The sequence below is a fragment of the Gemmatimonadota bacterium genome (genome assembly GCA_009835325.1).
GTDB lineage: Bacteria > JAAXHH01 > JAAXHH01 > JAAXHH01 > JAAXHH01 > JAAXHH01.
The window spans coordinates 1-17,804 of record VXWP01000097.1; the positions used below are offsets into that span (position 1 = coordinate 1).

15 protein-coding genes are annotated in these 17,804 nt (G+C 63.4%); 3 read left to right on the forward strand and 12 right to left on the reverse strand.

The features are described from left to right. The 10 genes from F4Z81_13595 to lpxB all read right to left on the reverse strand — a co-directional run. On the reverse strand, positions 1-212 hold a 212-nt coding region (locus F4Z81_13595; GenBank protein ID MXW06079.1), incomplete at its 3' end, for a GTP-binding protein. A 111-nt stretch (positions 213-323) separates the two neighbouring features. Next, positions 324-785 (reverse strand): transcriptional repressor, encoded by a 462-nt coding sequence (locus tag F4Z81_13600; protein ID MXW06080.1) that lies wholly within the window; start codon positions 783-785, stop codon positions 324-326. A 17-nt stretch (positions 786-802) separates the two neighbouring features. Next, the gene (locus F4Z81_13605; protein ID MXW06081.1) at positions 803-1,705 is read right to left on the reverse strand and encodes a metal ABC transporter substrate-binding protein; all 903 of its coding nucleotides are present in this window, start codon (positions 1,703-1,705) and stop codon (positions 803-805) included. 26 nt (positions 1,706-1,731) lie between these two features. Further along, on the reverse strand, positions 1,732-2,598 hold the full coding sequence (locus tag F4Z81_13610) for a metal ABC transporter permease (GenBank protein MXW06082.1): 867 nt from the start codon (positions 2,596-2,598) through the stop codon (positions 1,732-1,734). A 49-nt stretch (positions 2,599-2,647) separates the two neighbouring features. Continuing rightward, positions 2,648-3,397 (reverse strand): metal ABC transporter ATP-binding protein, encoded by a 750-nt coding sequence (locus tag F4Z81_13615; GenBank protein MXW06083.1) that lies wholly within the window; start codon positions 3,395-3,397, stop codon positions 2,648-2,650. A gap of 167 nt (positions 3,398-3,564) precedes the next feature. Next, entirely contained in the window at positions 3,565-4,611 is a 1,047-nt protein-coding gene (locus F4Z81_13620) for a nickel transporter (protein MXW06084.1), read from the reverse strand. A 319-nt stretch (positions 4,612-4,930) separates the two neighbouring features. Further along, positions 4,931-6,472: a glutamine-hydrolyzing GMP synthase gene (gene guaA / locus F4Z81_13625; protein MXW06085.1), complete on the reverse strand. Its 1,542-nt coding sequence runs from the start codon at positions 6,470-6,472 to the stop codon at positions 4,931-4,933. Between the two features lie 70 nt (positions 6,473-6,542). Then, positions 6,543-9,065, reverse strand: coding sequence for a tetraacyldisaccharide 4'-kinase (lpxK, locus tag F4Z81_13630; GenBank protein ID MXW06086.1), 2,523 nt, complete (start codon positions 9,063-9,065; stop codon positions 6,543-6,545). Between the two features lie 38 nt (positions 9,066-9,103). Continuing rightward, a complete protein-coding gene (locus F4Z81_13635) occupies positions 9,104-9,820 on the reverse strand; it encodes a lysophospholipid acyltransferase family protein (protein MXW06087.1) in 717 nt (238 codons plus the stop codon). Further along, positions 9,750-10,985, reverse strand: coding sequence for a lipid-A-disaccharide synthase (gene lpxB / locus F4Z81_13640; GenBank protein ID MXW06088.1), 1,236 nt, complete (start codon positions 10,983-10,985; stop codon positions 9,750-9,752). Before lpxB ends, F4Z81_13635 begins: the two co-directional genes overlap by 71 nt. Positions 10,986-11,155: 170 nt before the next feature. On the opposite strand from lpxB, the gene F4Z81_13645 reads away from it, so the two are divergent. Genes F4Z81_13645 through F4Z81_13655 form a run of 3 tightly spaced genes read left to right on the forward strand, consistent with a single transcriptional unit; the run spans position 11,156 to position 14,225 of the window. Beyond that, positions 11,156-12,187 (forward strand): lactonase family protein, encoded by a 1,032-nt coding sequence (locus F4Z81_13645; GenBank protein MXW06089.1) that lies wholly within the window; start codon positions 11,156-11,158, stop codon positions 12,185-12,187. 5 nt (positions 12,188-12,192) lie between these two features. Continuing rightward, on the forward strand, positions 12,193-13,527 hold the full coding sequence (locus F4Z81_13650; protein MXW06090.1) for an HlyD family efflux transporter periplasmic adaptor subunit: 1,335 nt from the start codon (positions 12,193-12,195) through the stop codon (positions 13,525-13,527). 23 nt (positions 13,528-13,550) lie between these two features. Further along, the gene (locus tag F4Z81_13655) at positions 13,551-14,225 is read left to right on the forward strand and encodes an ABC transporter ATP-binding protein (GenBank protein ID MXW06091.1); all 675 of its coding nucleotides are present in this window, start codon (positions 13,551-13,553) and stop codon (positions 14,223-14,225) included. Between the two features lie 39 nt (positions 14,226-14,264). Here F4Z81_13655 and F4Z81_13660 read toward each other — a convergent pair whose 3' ends face one another. Both F4Z81_13660 and F4Z81_13665 read right to left on the reverse strand, forming a co-directional pair. Next, on the reverse strand, positions 14,265-16,142 hold the full coding sequence (locus F4Z81_13660) for a peptide ABC transporter substrate-binding protein (protein MXW06092.1): 1,878 nt from the start codon (positions 16,140-16,142) through the stop codon (positions 14,265-14,267). Between the two features lie 10 nt (positions 16,143-16,152). Further along, complete coding sequence (locus tag F4Z81_13665; protein MXW06093.1) at positions 16,153-17,763, reverse strand: peptide ABC transporter substrate-binding protein; 1,611 nt, start codon at positions 17,761-17,763, stop codon at positions 16,153-16,155. Positions 17,764-17,804: the final 41 nt, after the last annotated feature.

Here is a 17,804-nt window from a genome sequence, read left to right on the forward strand (position 1 = left end):
GACATCTCGACCAGCTTCTCCTCGGTCCGCGAGAGTTCCGCACCGCCGCGCTCAACAAGTGCCGCGTCGATGTTGACCTCGCTCATGTCGTTGACGATGACCGCGACGCGCATGCCCTCGCGGTTATTGAGCATGTTGTTGAGCAGTGAGGTCTTGCCGGCTCCGAGAAAGCCGGACAGGACGGTAACGGGCAGTCTTTCTGACAGGGGCATTACTGTTCCTTTACTCATGGGGTGGTCACATTGCCGGGCGGCTGTTGATAACAAATGCCTTTCGCGGCAAGTTCATCTAATTCAGTCGTGTAGATATGAACTGGATGCGTCTCAGGTGGGATCGTCTTTCTCCGAACTGCACTGCGCGCAGGTGCCCAGCAGTTCGACGACGGGCCGCCTGGTACGGAATCCTATCTCGTTGCCCGCCGCTTTGAGGCTCATGGCCACGCTGGGGTCTTCAACCTCGGCTACTTCGCCGCAGTCGTCGCAGATCATGAACTGGCTCGCGTGCGGATGATCCGGATGTGCGCAGCCCACATAGGCGTTCAGGCTTTCGAGCTTGTGCACCAGACCCTGCTCGAGCAGGAAATTCAGCGCCCGGTAGACCGTCGGTGGCGCGGGATTCCGGACTACGCCTCGCATGCGCTCCAATAGGTCGTAAGCACTGAGCGGTTTTTCGGCTACGCACAGCAGTTGAAGCGCGGCCTTGCGTTGTTCGGTCAGCCGCGCACCGCGCTCATGGCACAGCGCCTCGGCTCGTTCCAGTACCTGGGAAAGCGCTTTGTTATTCACAGGTCTCTCCTTCCCGATCAATCGCCCAAGGCGGCGACCAGTGTTCGGATGTTGTGCAACATCATGCCAAGGTGAGTATCAGCTGGCCCACCCGCCTTCGACAGCGCGTCGGAAAAAAGCGTGCCGCCGATCTGTGCTCCGGTTTCCCGGACGATCTGGTCGAGCAGTCGCCGGTCGGAGATGTTGTCGATGAAGACGGCCGGGATCTTTTCCCTGTTGATCTGACGTATCAGCCTGGCCACGTCACCGGCGGACGGCTCCGCTTCGGTGCTGAAACCGACCGGGGCATGGAACTCGATACCGTAGGCTGCGGACAGATAGCCGAATGCGTCGTGGGAGGTGACCACCATGCGCCGTTCGGCCGGAAGCGACTCGATCGTCTCGCGTACCTGTGCCTCGACCGCGTCGATCTCCTCCATGTATCGCGCCGTGTTGCGGCGATAGATTTCGGCCCCCGCCGGGTCGACCGCGGCCAATCCACCGGCGATGTTGCGGACATAGATCCGTGCGTTGTCTAGGCTCTGCCACGCATGGGGATCGATCTCGCGGTGGCCGCTTTCCCCTACCCAGAGGGGCTTGACGCCGGCGGTCGCCGTCACCACCCGTCCCTTGTACCCGGATGCCTTCGTCAGGCGGTCTATCCATCCCTCAAAACCCAGTCCATTGACAACCAGCAACCTGGCTTCGGCGACGGTCCGGGCGTCGGCCGGGGTCGGCTGATAAACGTGCGCGTCTTCGCCGGGACCGACGAGGGTGGTAACGTGCACCCGGTCACCGCCTATCTGCCGGACCATATCACCCAGGATGCTGAACGACGCGACCACGTCAATGGAGGTATCGGCCCGGGCGGCACCCGCCCCCGACATGGCGATCAAACAGGCTGTGAAGGCGGAATAAAGGATATATCGTCTGAATATCATGGCCATTTCCTGGTTCATACCTGGCATTATGCTTCCAGATGACGGCGTGGCCTGAGGTGCGTCATGATTACGCCGTCAGGCCCGAAGGACAGCGAGAACAGATAGAACGCTCCCGCCGTCAGGATGATGGCGGGGCCGGAAGGCAAACTGGCGTGATAGGACAACAACAGGCCGACATACCCGCCCAGAAAGGCCGCAAGCACACCGATGACCACCAGGGGAGTGAGATCACGCGTCCAGAACCGGGCGGCGGCGGCGGGAAGGATCATGATCCCAACCGCCATCAGGGTCCCCAGCGCATGAAATCCGCCCACCAGGTTGAGAACCGCCAGCACAAGAAAGCTGTAGTGGCCTACCGGGCTCAGGGAGCTCACCGAGCGGAGAAAGCCCGGGTCGAAACACTCCATCACCAATGGCCGGTAGAGGACAGCGAGCCCGAACAGGGTGACCGTGGCGATGCCCGCAACCAGGTATATAGCCGCATCGTTTAGGGCAAGCACCGTACCGAACAGGATGTGCAGCAGGTCGACATTGCTGCCACGCGTCGATACGATGACGACCCCGACGGCGAGGGAAATCAGATAGAAGGCGGCCAGGCTGGAATCCTCACGGGCCACGGTGGTGCGGGCTACCAGTCCGGAGAGCATAGCCACCGTCACTCCCGCGATCACCCCGCCGAGGGTCATGGCGCCAAGCGACAGCCCCGCCACGAGGTATCCCAGGGCCGCACCGGGAAGAATGGCATGAGCCATGGCATCCCCGGTCAGACTCATCCGCCGCAGGGTCAGGAACACCCCGATGGGGGTAGCCCCCAGAGAAAGGGCAAGGCACCCGACCAGGGCCCGGCGCATGAAGCCGAATTCGACGAAGGGGGCGATGACGGCATCGTACATTACGCGCCCTCCACCGGAAGGTCCACCGGACGGGAAGGAATCCAGGCGATCATCTCCCGCATACGGCCGCTCCGTCGTCAAAGGCCTCGGTAAGCCGTCGCGCATGATCGAGATTAGCCGGAGAAAGGACGTTTTCCGTCGGTCCGGCGGCGATCTGCTCGCGGGCCAGGAGAAGGGTTTCCGGGAACTCCGACCGGACCTGATCCAGGTCGTGCAGTACGGCGACCACCGTCCGCCGCTCCCGATGCCAGCGGCGAATGAGCCCCTTGAGATCCCGCACCGTCGCCGAATCGATGGCCGTGAACGGCTCGTCCAGCAGAATCAGCCGAGCGTCCTGGAGGAGAAGGCGGGCGAACAGTGCACGTTGCATTTGCCCCCCGGAGAGCGTGCCGATGGAGCGCCGCTCGAAACCACCCAGCCCCACGATATCCAGGGCCTCGCCAACCATCCGGTCGCCTTCCCGTCCGAATCGACGATAAGCTCCCCTTTGCCGCCACAATCCCATGGCCACCACGTCGAAGACCGAAATCGGAAAGCTCCAGTCTATTTCGGTCTGTTGAGGGAGGTACGCGATTTCCGAGGTGTCGATTCCCGTCAATCTGATTTCTCCGCCAAGTGGCGCGAGTCTGCCGATGGTCCCTTTGAGCAGCGTCGACTTTCCGGCGCCGTTCGGTCCCACCACGGCGACGAGGGCACCGGCACGGATGGCGTAATCGAGATGATGGACCGCGGGATGACTGTCGTATCCGAGGGTCAGATTTTCAAAACGCAAGATCGTGCTGTCCATTGGCGCAATCATATCAGGGCCCAGGCGACTGCCAACCACAACAGTCCGGTGGCGATGCCGGCCAGCGCAATGCGCGCTCCAATGCCGGCCCGTAGCGGTGAAAATCCAGCTTTGTTCAGTTGTTGCAACATGACCATTTGTAGACTATTTGTGCGGAAGCTAGAGTTGATTTCCGTCCTTTACAAACCCACTGCCGGTTTCAGTGCAAACGACGCGTTCAGCGCCCACAATCCCAGCAGTACCAGGAGCGTGCCGCCAAGCGCACCCAGGCCCGCGCCCGCCAGCGTCCACAGCGGTGATCGGTGAGCGACCACCGTACTCGCCCATGCCCGCGCCTCCGTCGCAATGATGGCCAGGACGACTATGGTGATCGCGGTACCGATGGACATGGCGATCACGGAGAGCGCGCCATACCATATCAGATCCATCGCGGTAGCGAGGATCAGCACAAACACGGCTCCGCTGCAGGGCCGCAGTCCTATGGACAAAACCACGCCAGCCGCCGCATGCCGGCTGCCGACCGTATCGATCTCGGCCGCACCGGGCATATGCCGGCAGCCGCTGCCCTCCCCATTAACATGGTCGGCAGGATCGTGGCGGACTTCGCCGGTTACGCGCCTCAAACGGCGAACGCTTTCGGACAAGACGCCAGCCGCGCGAACCAGCAAGTAGAGACCGACGAGGGCAAGCAAAGTGAAACTGGCCCGTGTCGCCCACAGTGATGCCGTATCCGTATCTATCGGAAGCCTGCCGGCCAATCCGATCGGTACGCAAACCAGCAACAGTGCCGTCACGCCCTGAAGGAGCGCAGCCGCGGCACCCATGGTGATACCTCGATTCAACCGGCTTCGTTGGGTCAACAGGTAGGTCGTCAACACGATCTTCCCGTGTCCGGGTCCCGCGGCATGCAAGACACCGTAGAGAAAGCTCGTCAGCACCAAAACCCAGCCGAAGCCATCCGTGCCACGCAGCGATTCAAACTCCTGCATCAAGCCCATGAGGAATTCATTCTGCAATGCCCAGATCCAGAGCGCTACCTGGTCCCAGATTGCAACTTCCTGTCTGTTGTCGGCGTGACCGTCACCCGAGGACTGTTCGGCGGCGACATTCTCTACCGGCAGCATCGTTGTTGCGTGGATATCCATCGAGTACGCGACGGCACACAGGCATGCAAGAATAAACCTCATTTTGCCACTGATTTGCACCGAACAGTCACCTTTTAACAAACGGAATCCTGAGGTTGTTACCGCCGCTGTCGACAAAGACCCGCGGGTCGGTCGGCGTTGTTATGTTATAACGTAACGAAATTTAGCAAAAAGAAATACGATGTCAAGCCCAAGATTGCTTGTTCCGCAAAATGGCAGCCTGTGAATGCAGACCGTGGCGGAAAGTGCCTGTTTAATATGTAAAGAGCCCGTGTCTATGCAGGCTTATGTATGTTTTAAAGGCTTCGGATGACAGCGGATGCAGGGTGGGTGCCAGCCAGTGCTGGAGGGGTGCCACCCAGGGCAGGAGGGTGTCTCAGGACGGGTGCCGGACGTGGGCTCATTCCCATTCTATGGTGCCGGGCGGCTTGGAACTGAGGTCGTAGACCACGCGGTTTACGCCTCGCACTTCGTTGATGATGCGGTTCGACACGTGGGCCAGGAAGTCCGTGGGCAGGCGCGCCCAGTCGGCCGTCATGAAGTCCAGCGTGGTCACGGCCCGTAGGGCGATGACGCGCTCGTAGGTGCGGGCGTCGCCCATCACGCCGACGGTCTTGACCGGGAGCAGCACGGCCAGCGCCTGGGAGACCTCGTCGTACAGGCCGGTCCGGCGCAGTTCGTCGATGAAGATCTTGTCCGCGTCCTGCAGCATGGCCACCCGCTCCCTGGTTACTTCGCCCAGCACGCGGATGCCCAGGCCGGGTCCCGGGAAGGGATGGCGGTTGATGATCTCGTCGGGAAGCCCGAGTTCCCGGCCCACGGTGCGCACCTCGTCCTTGAACAGGCTCCGGACCGGTTCCAGCAGCTCCAGTTCCAGGTCGTCCGGCAACCCGCCTACGTTGTGATGGGTCTTGATGACGCTGGCCGGGCCCTTCACGGAGGCGCTTTCGATCACGTCGGGGTAGAGGGTGCCCTGGGCCAGGATGTGGACGCCACGCAGCGAGGTCAGCTCGCTTTCCAGGACGCGAATGAACTCGTCCCCGATGATCCTGCGCTTCTGCTCCGGTTCCTCCACGCCCTTCAGCCGGTCCAGGAACCGGTCCGAGGCGTCGACGAATCGGAACCGGGCGTTGATGGTCCGGCGGTAGGTTTCCTCGACCTCCCGGGCCTCGTCCTTCCGGAGCATGCCCGTGTCCACGAAGATGCAGGTCAGGCGGTCCCCGATGGCCCGGCCGATCAGCGCCGCCACGACCGAGGAATCCACGCCGCCGCTGGCGAAGCAGGCTACGCGGCGTTCGCCCACGGTCTCCCGGATGGTGGCCAGGGCCTCGTCGATGAAGGTCTGCGGCGTCCAGCTACCCTCGCAACCGCATATGGTGAATACGAAATTCTCCAGGATCTCGCGGCCCTGGACCGTGTGTACCACTTCCGGATGAAACTGCACGCCGTAGATCCTGCGCTCGGCCTGCTCGACGGCGGCGATGTGACCGTTGTCGGAACGGGCGATGACGTCGAAATCCGGCGGCGGCGCCTTGAGCTCGTCGCCGTGACTCATCCAGACCGTCATGCGCTCCGGCAGGTCGCGGAACAGGGGCGTGTCGCCCGTCGTCCGGATGCCCGCGTTTCCGTACTCCCGGGTTCCGGCGTGGGCGACCTCGCCTTCGTGGTAATGCCCCATGAGCTGCAGACCGTAACAGATCCCGAGGATCGGCCTGCCCGCCTCGAATATGGCCGGATCCGGATGGGGCGCGTCTTCCCCGTACACGCTGGCTGGACCGCCCGACAGGACGATACCGGTGACGTTGCGCGCCGAAAGTTCGGACGCCGGCGTATCGTAGGGCAGCACCTCGCAGTAGACGTGGCTTTCCCGTATGCGCCGCGCGATGAGCTGCGTGTACTGCGCGCCGAAATCGAGGATGGCAATCCAGTTCGAGTCAGCCATTTATCGGATTTCAGATGGATGAAAGACGGGTGCCGTCAAATTAACGTACAGGTTAGATAATATAGCCGGTTCATCGCGTTTCGTCCAGCGTTGAAAGTATCTCCTCGAGTGCAGGTTCGCCCGCGGTCAGCAGGAGCGCGATATCCAGGGCGACCAGGTGTTTTCTGACGGCGTGGTCCGGGATCCGGACGGCGTCTTTCTCCGTGGTGACGATGCATTCCGCGCCGGATTCTTCAACCAGGGACAATGCCCGGTCCAGGTCGGACGGGGAGAAGGGATGGTGATCCCGGTACGCCAGGACGTGGGTCACGCGCCCGCCGGCGTCCGTGACCGTCTGCACAAAGGAAGCCGGATTGGCGATCCCGCAGAGGACGAGCACCTCGCGGCCGGCCAGCCAGTCCGGCGGAAGCTGGGTATCGTTGTCCAGGCTGTCGTCCTGGCCTGCGTCCAGGCGCCGCAGACCCGAGGGTTCATAGACGGCTTCGACCAGCGCCAGGTGAGGGAACTCGCCTTTGATGCGCGCTGTGTCGACCGCCGCGGAACGGGACTGGTTGGTCCGTGTCAGCACCAGTGCGTGGGCGCGCCGGAGTGAGGAAACCGGTTCTCGGAAGGGGCCGGCGGGGAGCAGGCGCTCCGGGTTGTGCTCCGGACCGAGCCGGCAAGTGGCGTCGTGCACCACGATGTCCACCGCGCGGGCCGTGCTTCGGTGCTGGAATCCGTCGTCCAGCAGAAGCACATTTGCGCCGTATTGGTCAATGGCCAGTCGTCCGGCTGCAGTGCGACCTGGGCCGACGACCACCGGCACATCCGGTAGCATCGAGGCCAGAAAGGCCGGTTCGTCTCCCACCTCCTGCCAGGCGGTGTCCGTCCTGACCACGCGTGTCTCGCGGGAATTCCTGCCATATCCGCGACTCAGCACGGCGGGCCGGTAGCCGGCGTCTCGCAGCCTGCGGGCAAGGAATCTCACCACGGGCGTCTTCCCCGCGCCGCCCGCGGTCAGTGCGCCTATGCTGATCACCGGGACCGGCAGCCGGTCGGAAGTCAGTAATTTCCTGTCGTACAACTCGTTGCGTAACCGGACCGCCATGCCCATCAGCAGGGACGCGGGCAGCAGCGCGACGCGCAGGAAGCGAATGGTCGGAGCGCGCTCGCAGGGGTCCATCAGTCGGGTAATGAACGGTGTGCGTTGCGGGTAGTGCCGTGGTCCGGATCCGCCGGATCCGCCGGGGTCCGGCTCGAGGATCCACCGGTCGACCAGGTCCAGGGTGCGGTCCACGGCCCTGGAGCATTCGAGCACGGCCTGTCGGGCGGCTGCGCCGGTCCGCGCACGCTTCCCCGGATCATCCAACAATTCGAGCCATTGCCGAGCGAGTTCGTCACCGCCGTGAACGACCATGCCGCCCCCGGTCCGCAACAGGGCCACGGCGCTTGCCCGGACGTTCTCGGTGTGGGGCCCGAAGAGGACCGGTATGCCGCATGCCGCGGGTTCGAGCAGGTTGTGTCCGCCGAGGGGAACCAGCGTGGCGCCGACGAAGGCCATGTCCGCGGCGGCGTACATGACCGCTAGTTCGCCCATGGTGTCCAGGATGATCACGTCGACGGAAGCGGGATCGGTGCTTTCCGGTCCGTCAAAGCCACCCGCTTCCGCTCCGTCCGGATCTCCTGTACCGTAGGGGCCGCCTTCCCCGTCAGGACCTCCTACCCCACCCAGCCGCGTCCGATGAGTAAACCGCAGGCCGGCCGCCTTCATCATCTGCTCGGCCGAGGGTATGCGCTGGAGGTGCCGGGGCGCCCAGATCATTTTTGCCTCGGGATACCGTTCCCGTACGCGGACGAAGGCCGCCAACACGGCCCGTTCCTCTTCCACGGGCCGGGGGCAACCCGCCATGATGACCGGCTCGGACGCGGACAGGCCGAGTTCCAGGCGCAGCGCTTCCCGCCCGGGTCCCTTCTGCTCGGCTGCGAGGTCGAACTTTACGTTTCCGGTCACCCGCACCCGGCCAGGATCCGTGCCGAAGGTTATGAACCGTTCCCCGTCGAGCGCATGCTGGACGCCCACGCCGGCCAGCCGCCGCAACATGTGCCTGAACAGCGGCTTCACGAAACGGTTTCGCGCGAGACTGCGATCCGACATGCGGCCATTCACCAGTATTACGGGGCAATCGTGAGCGGCGGCGGTCCCGAGCATGCCGGGCCAGAGTTCTCCTTCGAGGAGGACCAGCGCGCGGGGGCGTACCTGTCTGAACACCCGTCGGACGATGAAAGGCGCGTCGAGGGGCGCCAGTCCGAAGTACCGGGCCCGGGGTACGTGCTTCCTGACATAGACCAGGCCGGTTTCCGTCATCGTGGTGACGAGCACCTGGATACCGGGATGGCGTTCCGCGAATCCTCCGATCACTACCGCCAGGCCGGTGGCTTCGCCCACGGACGCGCAGTGGAACCAGACGACAGGCCGGTTTTCCCCGTCGGGGACGAGTGGTCGCTGGCCGAGCCGCTGGCGCATCCCGTACCGATCCAGGATGGACAGGCAGGCCAGGACCGGCGAGAGCAGCACGGTCAGCGCGGTAAAAAGCAAAGTGTAGACAAAGACCATGTCGAGAGTCTGCGTTACGTCAGGAATCGGCCGGATATTCAGGACTCATCGAGACTACGTACGGCAATTTCGCGTGCTTCCAACAGGCGCTGCTGGAGTTCGGCCCGGTAGGGCTCGAGGCGCTCGACCGGCGCGTCTCCAGGCACGGTCAGCGGTTCTCCGAAGGCAATCGCCGCCCTGGAGAAGGGGCGCGGTACCATGAAACGGTCCCAGCTCGAAAGCAAGCACGCTTTGTTCGCGGCGACCGCGAAGGGCACGATGGGAAGCCCTGACCTCCCGGCGATTATGAGCGTGCCCGGCTTGACCTGAAGCCTGGGTCCGCGGGGCCCGTCCACGGTTACCCCCAGGTCGTCGCCGGCCGCGCCGGCCGCCGCCATGCGGAACAGGGCGCGCGTTCCCCCCCGGGTGGAAGATCCGCGTATGGTCCCGTATCCCATGCACTCGATGGCCCGGGCAATCCACTCGCCGTCCCGGTGCTGGCTCACCAGTACCTTTATCCCCTGCCGGCGAAAGGCATAGGTGGCCACCAGCAAACCCTCGTGCCAGAAGGCGTATATTACCTGCCGCCCGCCTTCCCGTGCCTGCTCAAGATACTCCGCTCCGATCCTTCGGATGGAGAGCGTCCCTCCGAGCAGGCTTATGGCCCCGGCGCTCAGTTTTCCGATCAAGGAGTTTACGGGGCTTTCAAGACCCGTCATCGACGGCCCCTTCCCCGCTCGGCCCGCTATCCCCGCTCGGTCCGCTTTCCCGATCATCCGTTTGATGCTCGTCCGCGCCGCCCGCCATGTCCAGGGCCAGGTCGGCGACGCGCGACGAAGCGCCTGGCGTACCCAGGCGACTACGTACTTCCCGGAGTTCGCGCGCCATGGCCTCCCGTTTGCCCGGGTCCTTCAACAGCTCCAGAACCACGGGGGCCAGCATTTCCGGATCGACGGCGTCCTGGAGGAATTCCGGTGCGATGCGCCGGCCCGCGACCACGTTCACCAGGCCGATGTCCGGTATGCTGACCAGGCGACGGGCGATCCACCAGGACAGGCGGGACATGCGGTACAAGACCACCAGGGGCGTGCCGAAACAGGCGGACTCCAGGGTTGCCGTTCCCGACGTGACGAGCAACAGGTCGGCGTGGCGCATGACCTCGTAGGTACTTCCTTCCACCACGGGAACTCTTTCTGCGTCACTGTCCAGGGCCGCATTCCCCGCGAGACACGCCGTCAGGTCGGTCCTGGAGACGGTCGGCGCCAGCCCGATGACCCCCTGGGTCCCGGGAAGCTCCTGCCGGACGGCCTTCAGGGTACCCGCCATCGCGGGCAGCATGCGTTCCACTTCCATGACCCGGCTGCCCGGCAACATCCCGATGATCGGCTGGTCCGGATCGAGGCCCGCGCTTTCGCAGAATTCGGTCCTGGTTTGCCGGCTCTCGAGCACTTCCAGCAGGGGGTGGCCGACGAAGACGACCTTTCCCCCGGCTTTCTCGTACAGTTCCTCTTCGAATGGAAAGACCACGGCCATGCAGTCCACGTTCCGGACGATGGCGTGGATCCGCCGAGGTCTCCAGGCCCAGACCTGGGGACTGATGTAGTACAGGACCGGTATGCCCCGCTTGCGTGCCTTGCGGGCGAGGCGGAGATTGAAGTCGGGATAGTCTATGAGGATGACCAGGTCGGGACGCCGGGATTCGAGCAGCCCGTCCAGCCGCCGCAACGCCCGGTGAATGAAAGGCAGATGCCGGACGACCTCGGTAAGGCCCATTACCGAGAAGCGATCAATATGGTAGACGAGCGCACAGCCGGCCCGCTCCATGCGTTCCCCGCCGACGCCGAAGATATCGATTCCCGGGCGCCTGGCCTTGAGTGCGGCCACGACCCCCGCTCCGTGCATCTCGCCCGACGCTTCTCCGGCGATGATCATGATCCGCAATGGCTTCGACTCCTTCGTATGAACACGTCGTGTCGTTCCAGCCGTTCAGCACGGTTGCAGCGACGGGCATATTGAATCCAAAATACACTTTGAGGACGCAACCTCGGAGTATATTTTGAAGTCTTACCCGTTAAGGTAGTCATATACATAAAACAGGAGATCGGAAAAGCATGGCTGATTCCTCGTCAGGACGCACCGTTGTTTTCGTCTCGTTGACCGGCGACGAGCAGGTGAAGGCTTACGACCAGGACCGGGAGACGGGAGCCCTGACCCTGCGGTCCACGAGCGACGCCCACGGTCCGTCCGGGGCGCTTTGCCTGCATCCGGCGGGCAACCTCATGTACAACGCCCACGTGGAATCCACCACGCTCGCGGCCTACCAGCTGGACACGGACACCGGCGAACTCTCCCTCGTCAACAAGGTGGACACCGGCATCGCGATCCCCGCGCACCTCGTTACGGACCGCGGCGGCCGTTTCCTGTTGACCGTTTACTACGGGGGCGGCGGCATCACCGTGCACCGGTTGGGCGGGGACGGCGCAATCGGCGAGCTCGTGCAGTACATCAACACGGGCGAAAAAGCTCATGCCGTCTGCCTGGCGGTGGAGGACCGGTACGCGATCGTCCCCCACGTCTGTCCCACCAACAAGACCAGCCAGTTCCGGTTCGACGCGGATTCGGGGCAGCTGTCCCCCAATGAACCCGCGGTGCTGACCCCCCCGGACGATGAAACGGGTCCCCGGCATATCTGCTTCCGGCCCGGGGGCGACGTGGCGTATATTGTTAATGAACAGGGCAACACGGTGACGGTCCATCACTTCGATGCGGACAGCGGCACCCTCGAGATCTTCCAGAATGTATCGACCCTGCCCGAAGACTGGAAGGATGGTGGGGCCACCGCGCACGTAGAGGTGCACCGGAACGGGAAGTGGGCTTATGCCTCCAACCGGGGGCATGACAGCATCGTGGGCTACGACGTGGCGGCCGATGGGGCGCTGAGCGCTTTCGGGCACGTTTCGGTTCCGGCGAGTCCGCGGTCTTTCAACGTCGATCCGGATGGCCGGTTCCTCTATTGCGCCGGTGAAGCCGCGGGTGTGATGACGGCGTATCGCGTGGATCCCTCCGACGGGACCCTGCATCCGCTGCGGGATTATAACGTAGGCGACAAGCCATTCTGGGTAATGGCGACGACTCTGGGCTAAAACGCATGAGCGACAAGCCTCAAAACAGCGAAGAATCCAAGGGCCTGGTGGGCATGTTCACGGCAGAGCGGCAGCGTGAACAGGACAACACCATGGACCGCCGGATCGAGAAAAAGCGCTTCACCCCGCGCCGGATCGCCCTGGGCGGCCTGGCGGCGGCGGTGATCGCCTTCGGGGCCTACGCACTGCTCAGCGTGAACCCGTCCTCACTGAACGTGGACGCGGAGAAGCTGACCCTGGCCCCGGTGACCCACGGTCCCTTCCTGGAGTACATCGTGGAGCAGGGCGAGGTGATGCCGCTCCGGACAATCTACCTGGACGCGGTCGAAGGCGGGCGAGTGGAGGAAGTCTACGTCATAGAGGGCTCGCAGATCGAGCAGGGGACGCCCATTTTGCGCCTGTCCAACGCCACCCTCCAGTTGAGCGTCATGCAGCGCGAGGCCGATTTGTTCCGCGAAGTGAACCGGCTCAGGGAGACGCGGGTTACCATGGGACAGCGGCGCCTGAGTATGCGTGCCGGACTGGTGGAGACGGAATACCAGTTGCGCCAGGCCGAGCGGGAGTACGCGCGGCAGGACGAGATGTTCAAGGCGGAACTCTCTTCGCGGCAGGAATACGACGAGGCAAAGGACAATCTGGAATACCTGACGCGAAAGCGGGACGTCACCGTCGAGACATTGAACCAGGATTCGCTTTTCCAGACAATCCAGATCCAGCAGCTGGAGGAATCGGTCGACCGCCTTCGACGGAACCTGGAAGTCATCAAGCAGAACGAGGAGAACCTGACGATCCGCGCGCCGATCACGGGGCTGCTCTCCTCGCTCATCGCCGAGGTGGGCGAGTCCAAGCCCGGCGGCGACCGGCTGGGCCAGATCGACGTGGAGGACCAGTTCAAGGTGCGCGCGGCCATCGACGAGCACTACATCGCCCGCATCCGCTCGGGCCAGGCCGGTTCCTTCGATTTCGCGGGCGGCACCTACGACCTGGTGATCAGCCGGGTGTACCCCGAGGTGATCGAGGGGCAGTTCGAGGCGGACATGGAGTTTCCCCAGGGGATGCCGGACGGACTCCGTCGCGGCCAGACGCTGCAGGTGCGCATCGCGCTGGGTGAACTGGCCGACGCCATGCAGGTGCCCCGGGGCGGTTTCTACCAGAAGACGGGCGGACGATGGATCTACGTGCTGGATCCCACGGGCGAGTTCGCCGTGCGTCGGGATATCCGGCTCGGCCGGCAGAACAGCCAGTACTTCGAGGTCCTCGAAGGGCTCGAAGAGGGCGAAACGGTCATCACCTCCATGTACGACAACTTCGGCGACATGGAAAGACTGGTCTTGCAATAATCATCACATCACAGGAGCGCAACATGATCAGGACCGAGCATCTCAAGAAACTCTACGCCACCGAAGAGGTGGAGACGACGGCGCTGAACGACGTGACCATGGCCGTGGACCAGGGCGAGTTCGTGGCGGTCATGGGACCGTCGGGCTGCGGAAAGTCCACTCTGCTCAACATCCTCGGACTCCTCGACAACCCCTCGGGCGGGGAGTACTATTTCCTGGACCAGGAAGTATCCGGCCACTCCGAGCGGCAGCGGGCCAACCTGCGCAAGGCCAACATCGGCTTCGTCTTCCAGAGCTTCAACCTGATCGACGAACTCACGGTCTACGAGAACATCGAGCTGCCGCTGATCTACCTGGGCACGTCCAAACAGGAGCGCAAGGCACGGGTGGACGCGGCCATGGAGCACATGCAGATCCCCCACCGGCGGAACCACTTCCCGCAGCAGCTTTCGGGCGGCCAGCAGCAGCGCGTGGCCGTGGCGCGGGCGGTCATCGGCAATCCCAAGCTGATCCTGGCCGACGAGCCGACGGGTAACCTGGACTCGGCCAACGGCGCCGAGGTGATGGAACTGCTGAATGGGCTCAACGAGGCGGGAACGACTATTATCATGGTGACCCACGACCAGACGCTGGCCGATCACGCCCACCGGATCATCCGTCTCTTCGACGGGCGCATCGTGCAGGAAGCCGCGGCGTAGGCGGCGGCACTGGAAGCGTACCTGGGCCTCGGCAAGGATCTACCGGGTGGTCAGCCAGTCCCAGAAGCCGGCGGGTTCCTCATTCGGGGTCGCATCCAGGACGTCTTCCGAAATATACAGGGTCGGCATCAGGTTCAGCATCTGGTTGCCCCGCCACGCCCTGTACCCCCACTTGTTGGTCTCCAGCGCCGCGCCGCGCACGTAGGGTCGCCACATTTCATTGATCAGGGTGTGCCAGAGGAACACGCCGCCCACGTCTTGGACCAGGATTTCCTCCGCTTCCTGGTATAACGCGTTGCGCCGGTCCGGATCTCCCACCAGCACATTCGCCCGAAGCACCAGATCTTCGAACCGCTCGTTGTACCAGGGATGTCTGCCGTTAGACAGCCACAGCGTGAGCAGGTTGCTGGCATCGACGTAGTCATAGCGGTAAGGGATAATCGCCAGGGTGAGTTCCTTGGCGTTCATCGTTTCCGTAAACACCTTCCTTTCCACGTTCCGCACCCCGACCTCGATATTCAGATTCTGCCTCAGCATGGCCTGGACCGCCTCGGCGGCCGTGCTGTTCACGATGGTTTCTCCCCGCAGCCATATGTTCACGGCCGGGAATCCCTCGCCATCGGGATAACCCGCCTGCGCCAGGAGGTTACGCGCCATTTCCGGATCGTAGGCCTGGATGGCGGCCAACGCTTCGGAGTTGGCCGCGGGAAACCCCGGCGGCGACATGGCGACGGCCGGCAACGCGATGTCCCGCAGGGCCGAACTCATGAGCGAAGCCTGGTCGACGGCGTGGCTGAATGCCCGGCGCACCCGCCGGTCGTTGAAGGGTGGGTTGTACGTATCCATCAGTAGATAATAGGTCTGGAAATCCACGTAGGTGTTCAGGTGATCCTCCAACGCGGAATTGGATCTGACGCGGTTGATTTCGGCCTGGTTGCCCAGCACGATGTAGTCGACTTCGCCGGCTTCATAGGCTGCGAGGTAGGGCGGTTGGGCGGCGGCGTTGAAGAGTTGCGCCGTGATGCGTTCCAGGAAGGGCTTGTTGGGACCCCGGTACGTGGGACTCGGCTCGAGGACGATGCGGTCGTTGATCGTCCATTCCTTGAGCCGGAAGGGACCGCTGCCCATGTGGGTCTCGGCCCGGGTCGACCAGGCCGGGCCGTATTTCTCGAACAGGTGGGTGGGGGTCACCCAGCTGTAATTCAAAAGCTCCGGCGCGTAGGGCGTCGGCTGGGTTGTGGTGAAGGCGATGGTGTGCTCGTCCAGCGCTTCGACGCCCAGCGAGTCCAGCGGCATGCGGCCGGCCACGACTTCTCCCCAGTTTTTGATGGGACGGTAGTACCATTCGAAATCGAAGCCGGTCTTCGGATCGGCCCAACGATGGAACGAAGACTCGTAGTCGTAGGCCGTCACGGGCCGCCCGTCGCCGAAAATCAGGTCCTGCTGAAGATGGAAAATCCAAGTGAAGCCGTCTTCGGTCACTTCCCAGTGGGTCGCCGCGGCGGGGAGCAGGTTGAAGTCCCGGTCGACTCGGGTCAGCGGCTCGTTCGTAATGGCGAAACCGAAGACCTTCTGGTAAGAGGAAACGGCCCGGTCCATGAACCGGTTGTTCAATTCGAAGGTGCGCAGGTGCTGATGCTCAGGCGGCGCGGCGTCCGGGGGAAGCGTGACGCCCACGGAATTGACCTGAGCCGGTCCATCCTGGCCGGATGGGTCGGCTACGGCGGATCCCAACAGCGCGTAATACAGGAGAACCGCCGAGCCTGTCAATACCACCGCCGGGGCGAGGATACCCCGAATACCCCATGTTCTTATGTTTGATGGCATGCCCATGCAAAGGACCGATCTGATGAGTGAATCCGTGAGCAACTGCACGTTGATGAGTGAAGTCGTGAGCACGGTCCCGTCAAAGCTCAATCAGCCAACTTCAGCGTCCGGCTGGCCTGCGTGTCGTCGTTTCCCGGGAAACTTCCTCGGTAATATATATCGTTGTCATCAGGTTCAGCATCTGGTTTCCACGCCAGGCCCTGTAGCCCGATTCGTTCGGTTCCAGGGCTTCGCCGCGGACATAGGGCCGCCACATCTCGTTGACCAGGTCGTGCCAGAGGAACACGCCGCCCACGTCGCGGACCAGGATCTCTTCCGCGTCATGGTAGAGTTGCGCCCGGCGGCCGGGATCGCCCACCAGGTGGTTCGCCTGCTCCACGAGTTCCTCGAACCGGTCGTTACGCCACGGATGGCGGCCCCGGGACAGCCACAGGTTGAGCAGGTTGCTGGGGTCCAGGTAGTCCCATCCGTAGGCGAGCATGGAAAAGGGGATCTCCTTGGCGTTCAGCGCTTCCGTGTAGACCTTCCGTTCCACGTTCAGCACCTCGACCTCAATATTCAGGGTCTGCTTCAGCATGGCCTGGATGGCCTCGGCGGCCACTTTTCTGAGATAGGCTTCGCCGCGCAGCCACATGGCCATCTCCGGAAATCCCCTGCCGTCGGGATAACCCGCTTCCGCGAGTAACATTCGGGCCCTTTCGGGATCGTACCGTTGAATGTGTGCCAGCGAATCGGGACGGGCGGCGGGGAATCCGGCCGGCATCATGGATACGGCAGGCACCGCGATGTCCTTCAGGGCGGATTTCATGATGGCCGGCTGGTCGATGGCGTGGCTTATCGCCTGGCGGACGCGCAGATCGTTGAAGGGGGGAACGCGGGTATCCATGAAGAGATAGTACGTGGTGAAATTGGTATAGGTGTTAAGGTGGCTTTGCAGCACCGGATCGGACCGGGCCCGGTTGATTTCGGCCGGATTGTTCAGCAGGACGTAGTCGACCTCGCCTGCCTCGTAGGAGGCGAGAAAGGGCGGCTGTGCCGCTGCGTTGTACAACCGGGCGATGATCCGCTCCAGGTAGGGCGTGCTGGGTCCCGGGTAGAGGGGATTCGGTTCGAGGACGATGCGGTCATTGATCGTCCACTCCTTGAGCCGGTAGGGTCCGTACCCGATGTGGGTTTCCGGTTTTGTGGACCACGCGGCCCCGTATTTCTCGAACTGGTGGGTGGGTGTCACCCAGCTGTAGTTGAGCAAATGAGGCGCGAAAGGCGCGGGCCGGGTGGTCGTGAAGGCGATGGTGTGCGGGCCCAGCGCCTCGACGCCCAGCGAGTCCAGCGGCATCTTCCGCGCGACGACCGCGCCCCAGTTCTTGATGGGCCGGTAGTACCATTCGAAATCGAAACCGATGTCCGGGTCCGCCCATCGCCGGAATGTGTCCGCGTAGTCGTAGGCGGTTACGGGCTTGCCGTCACCGAACACCATGTCCTTCCTGAGGTGGAAAACCCAGGTGCGGCCGTCCTCGGTCACCTCCCAGTGGGTGGCGGCGGCGGGCACCAGGTTGAAATCGCGGTCGACCCGGCTGAGAGGCTCGTTCGTCAGGGCGAACCCGAAGGACTTCTGGTAGGAAGACGTGGCCCGGTCCATGTACCGGTTGTTCAACTCAAAGGTGCGCAGGATCTGCCGGGAGGGCGGCGCGGCGTCCGGAGGGAGCGTCACGCCGACGGAATTAACCTGGCCGGGCGACCCAGGCGGGCCGG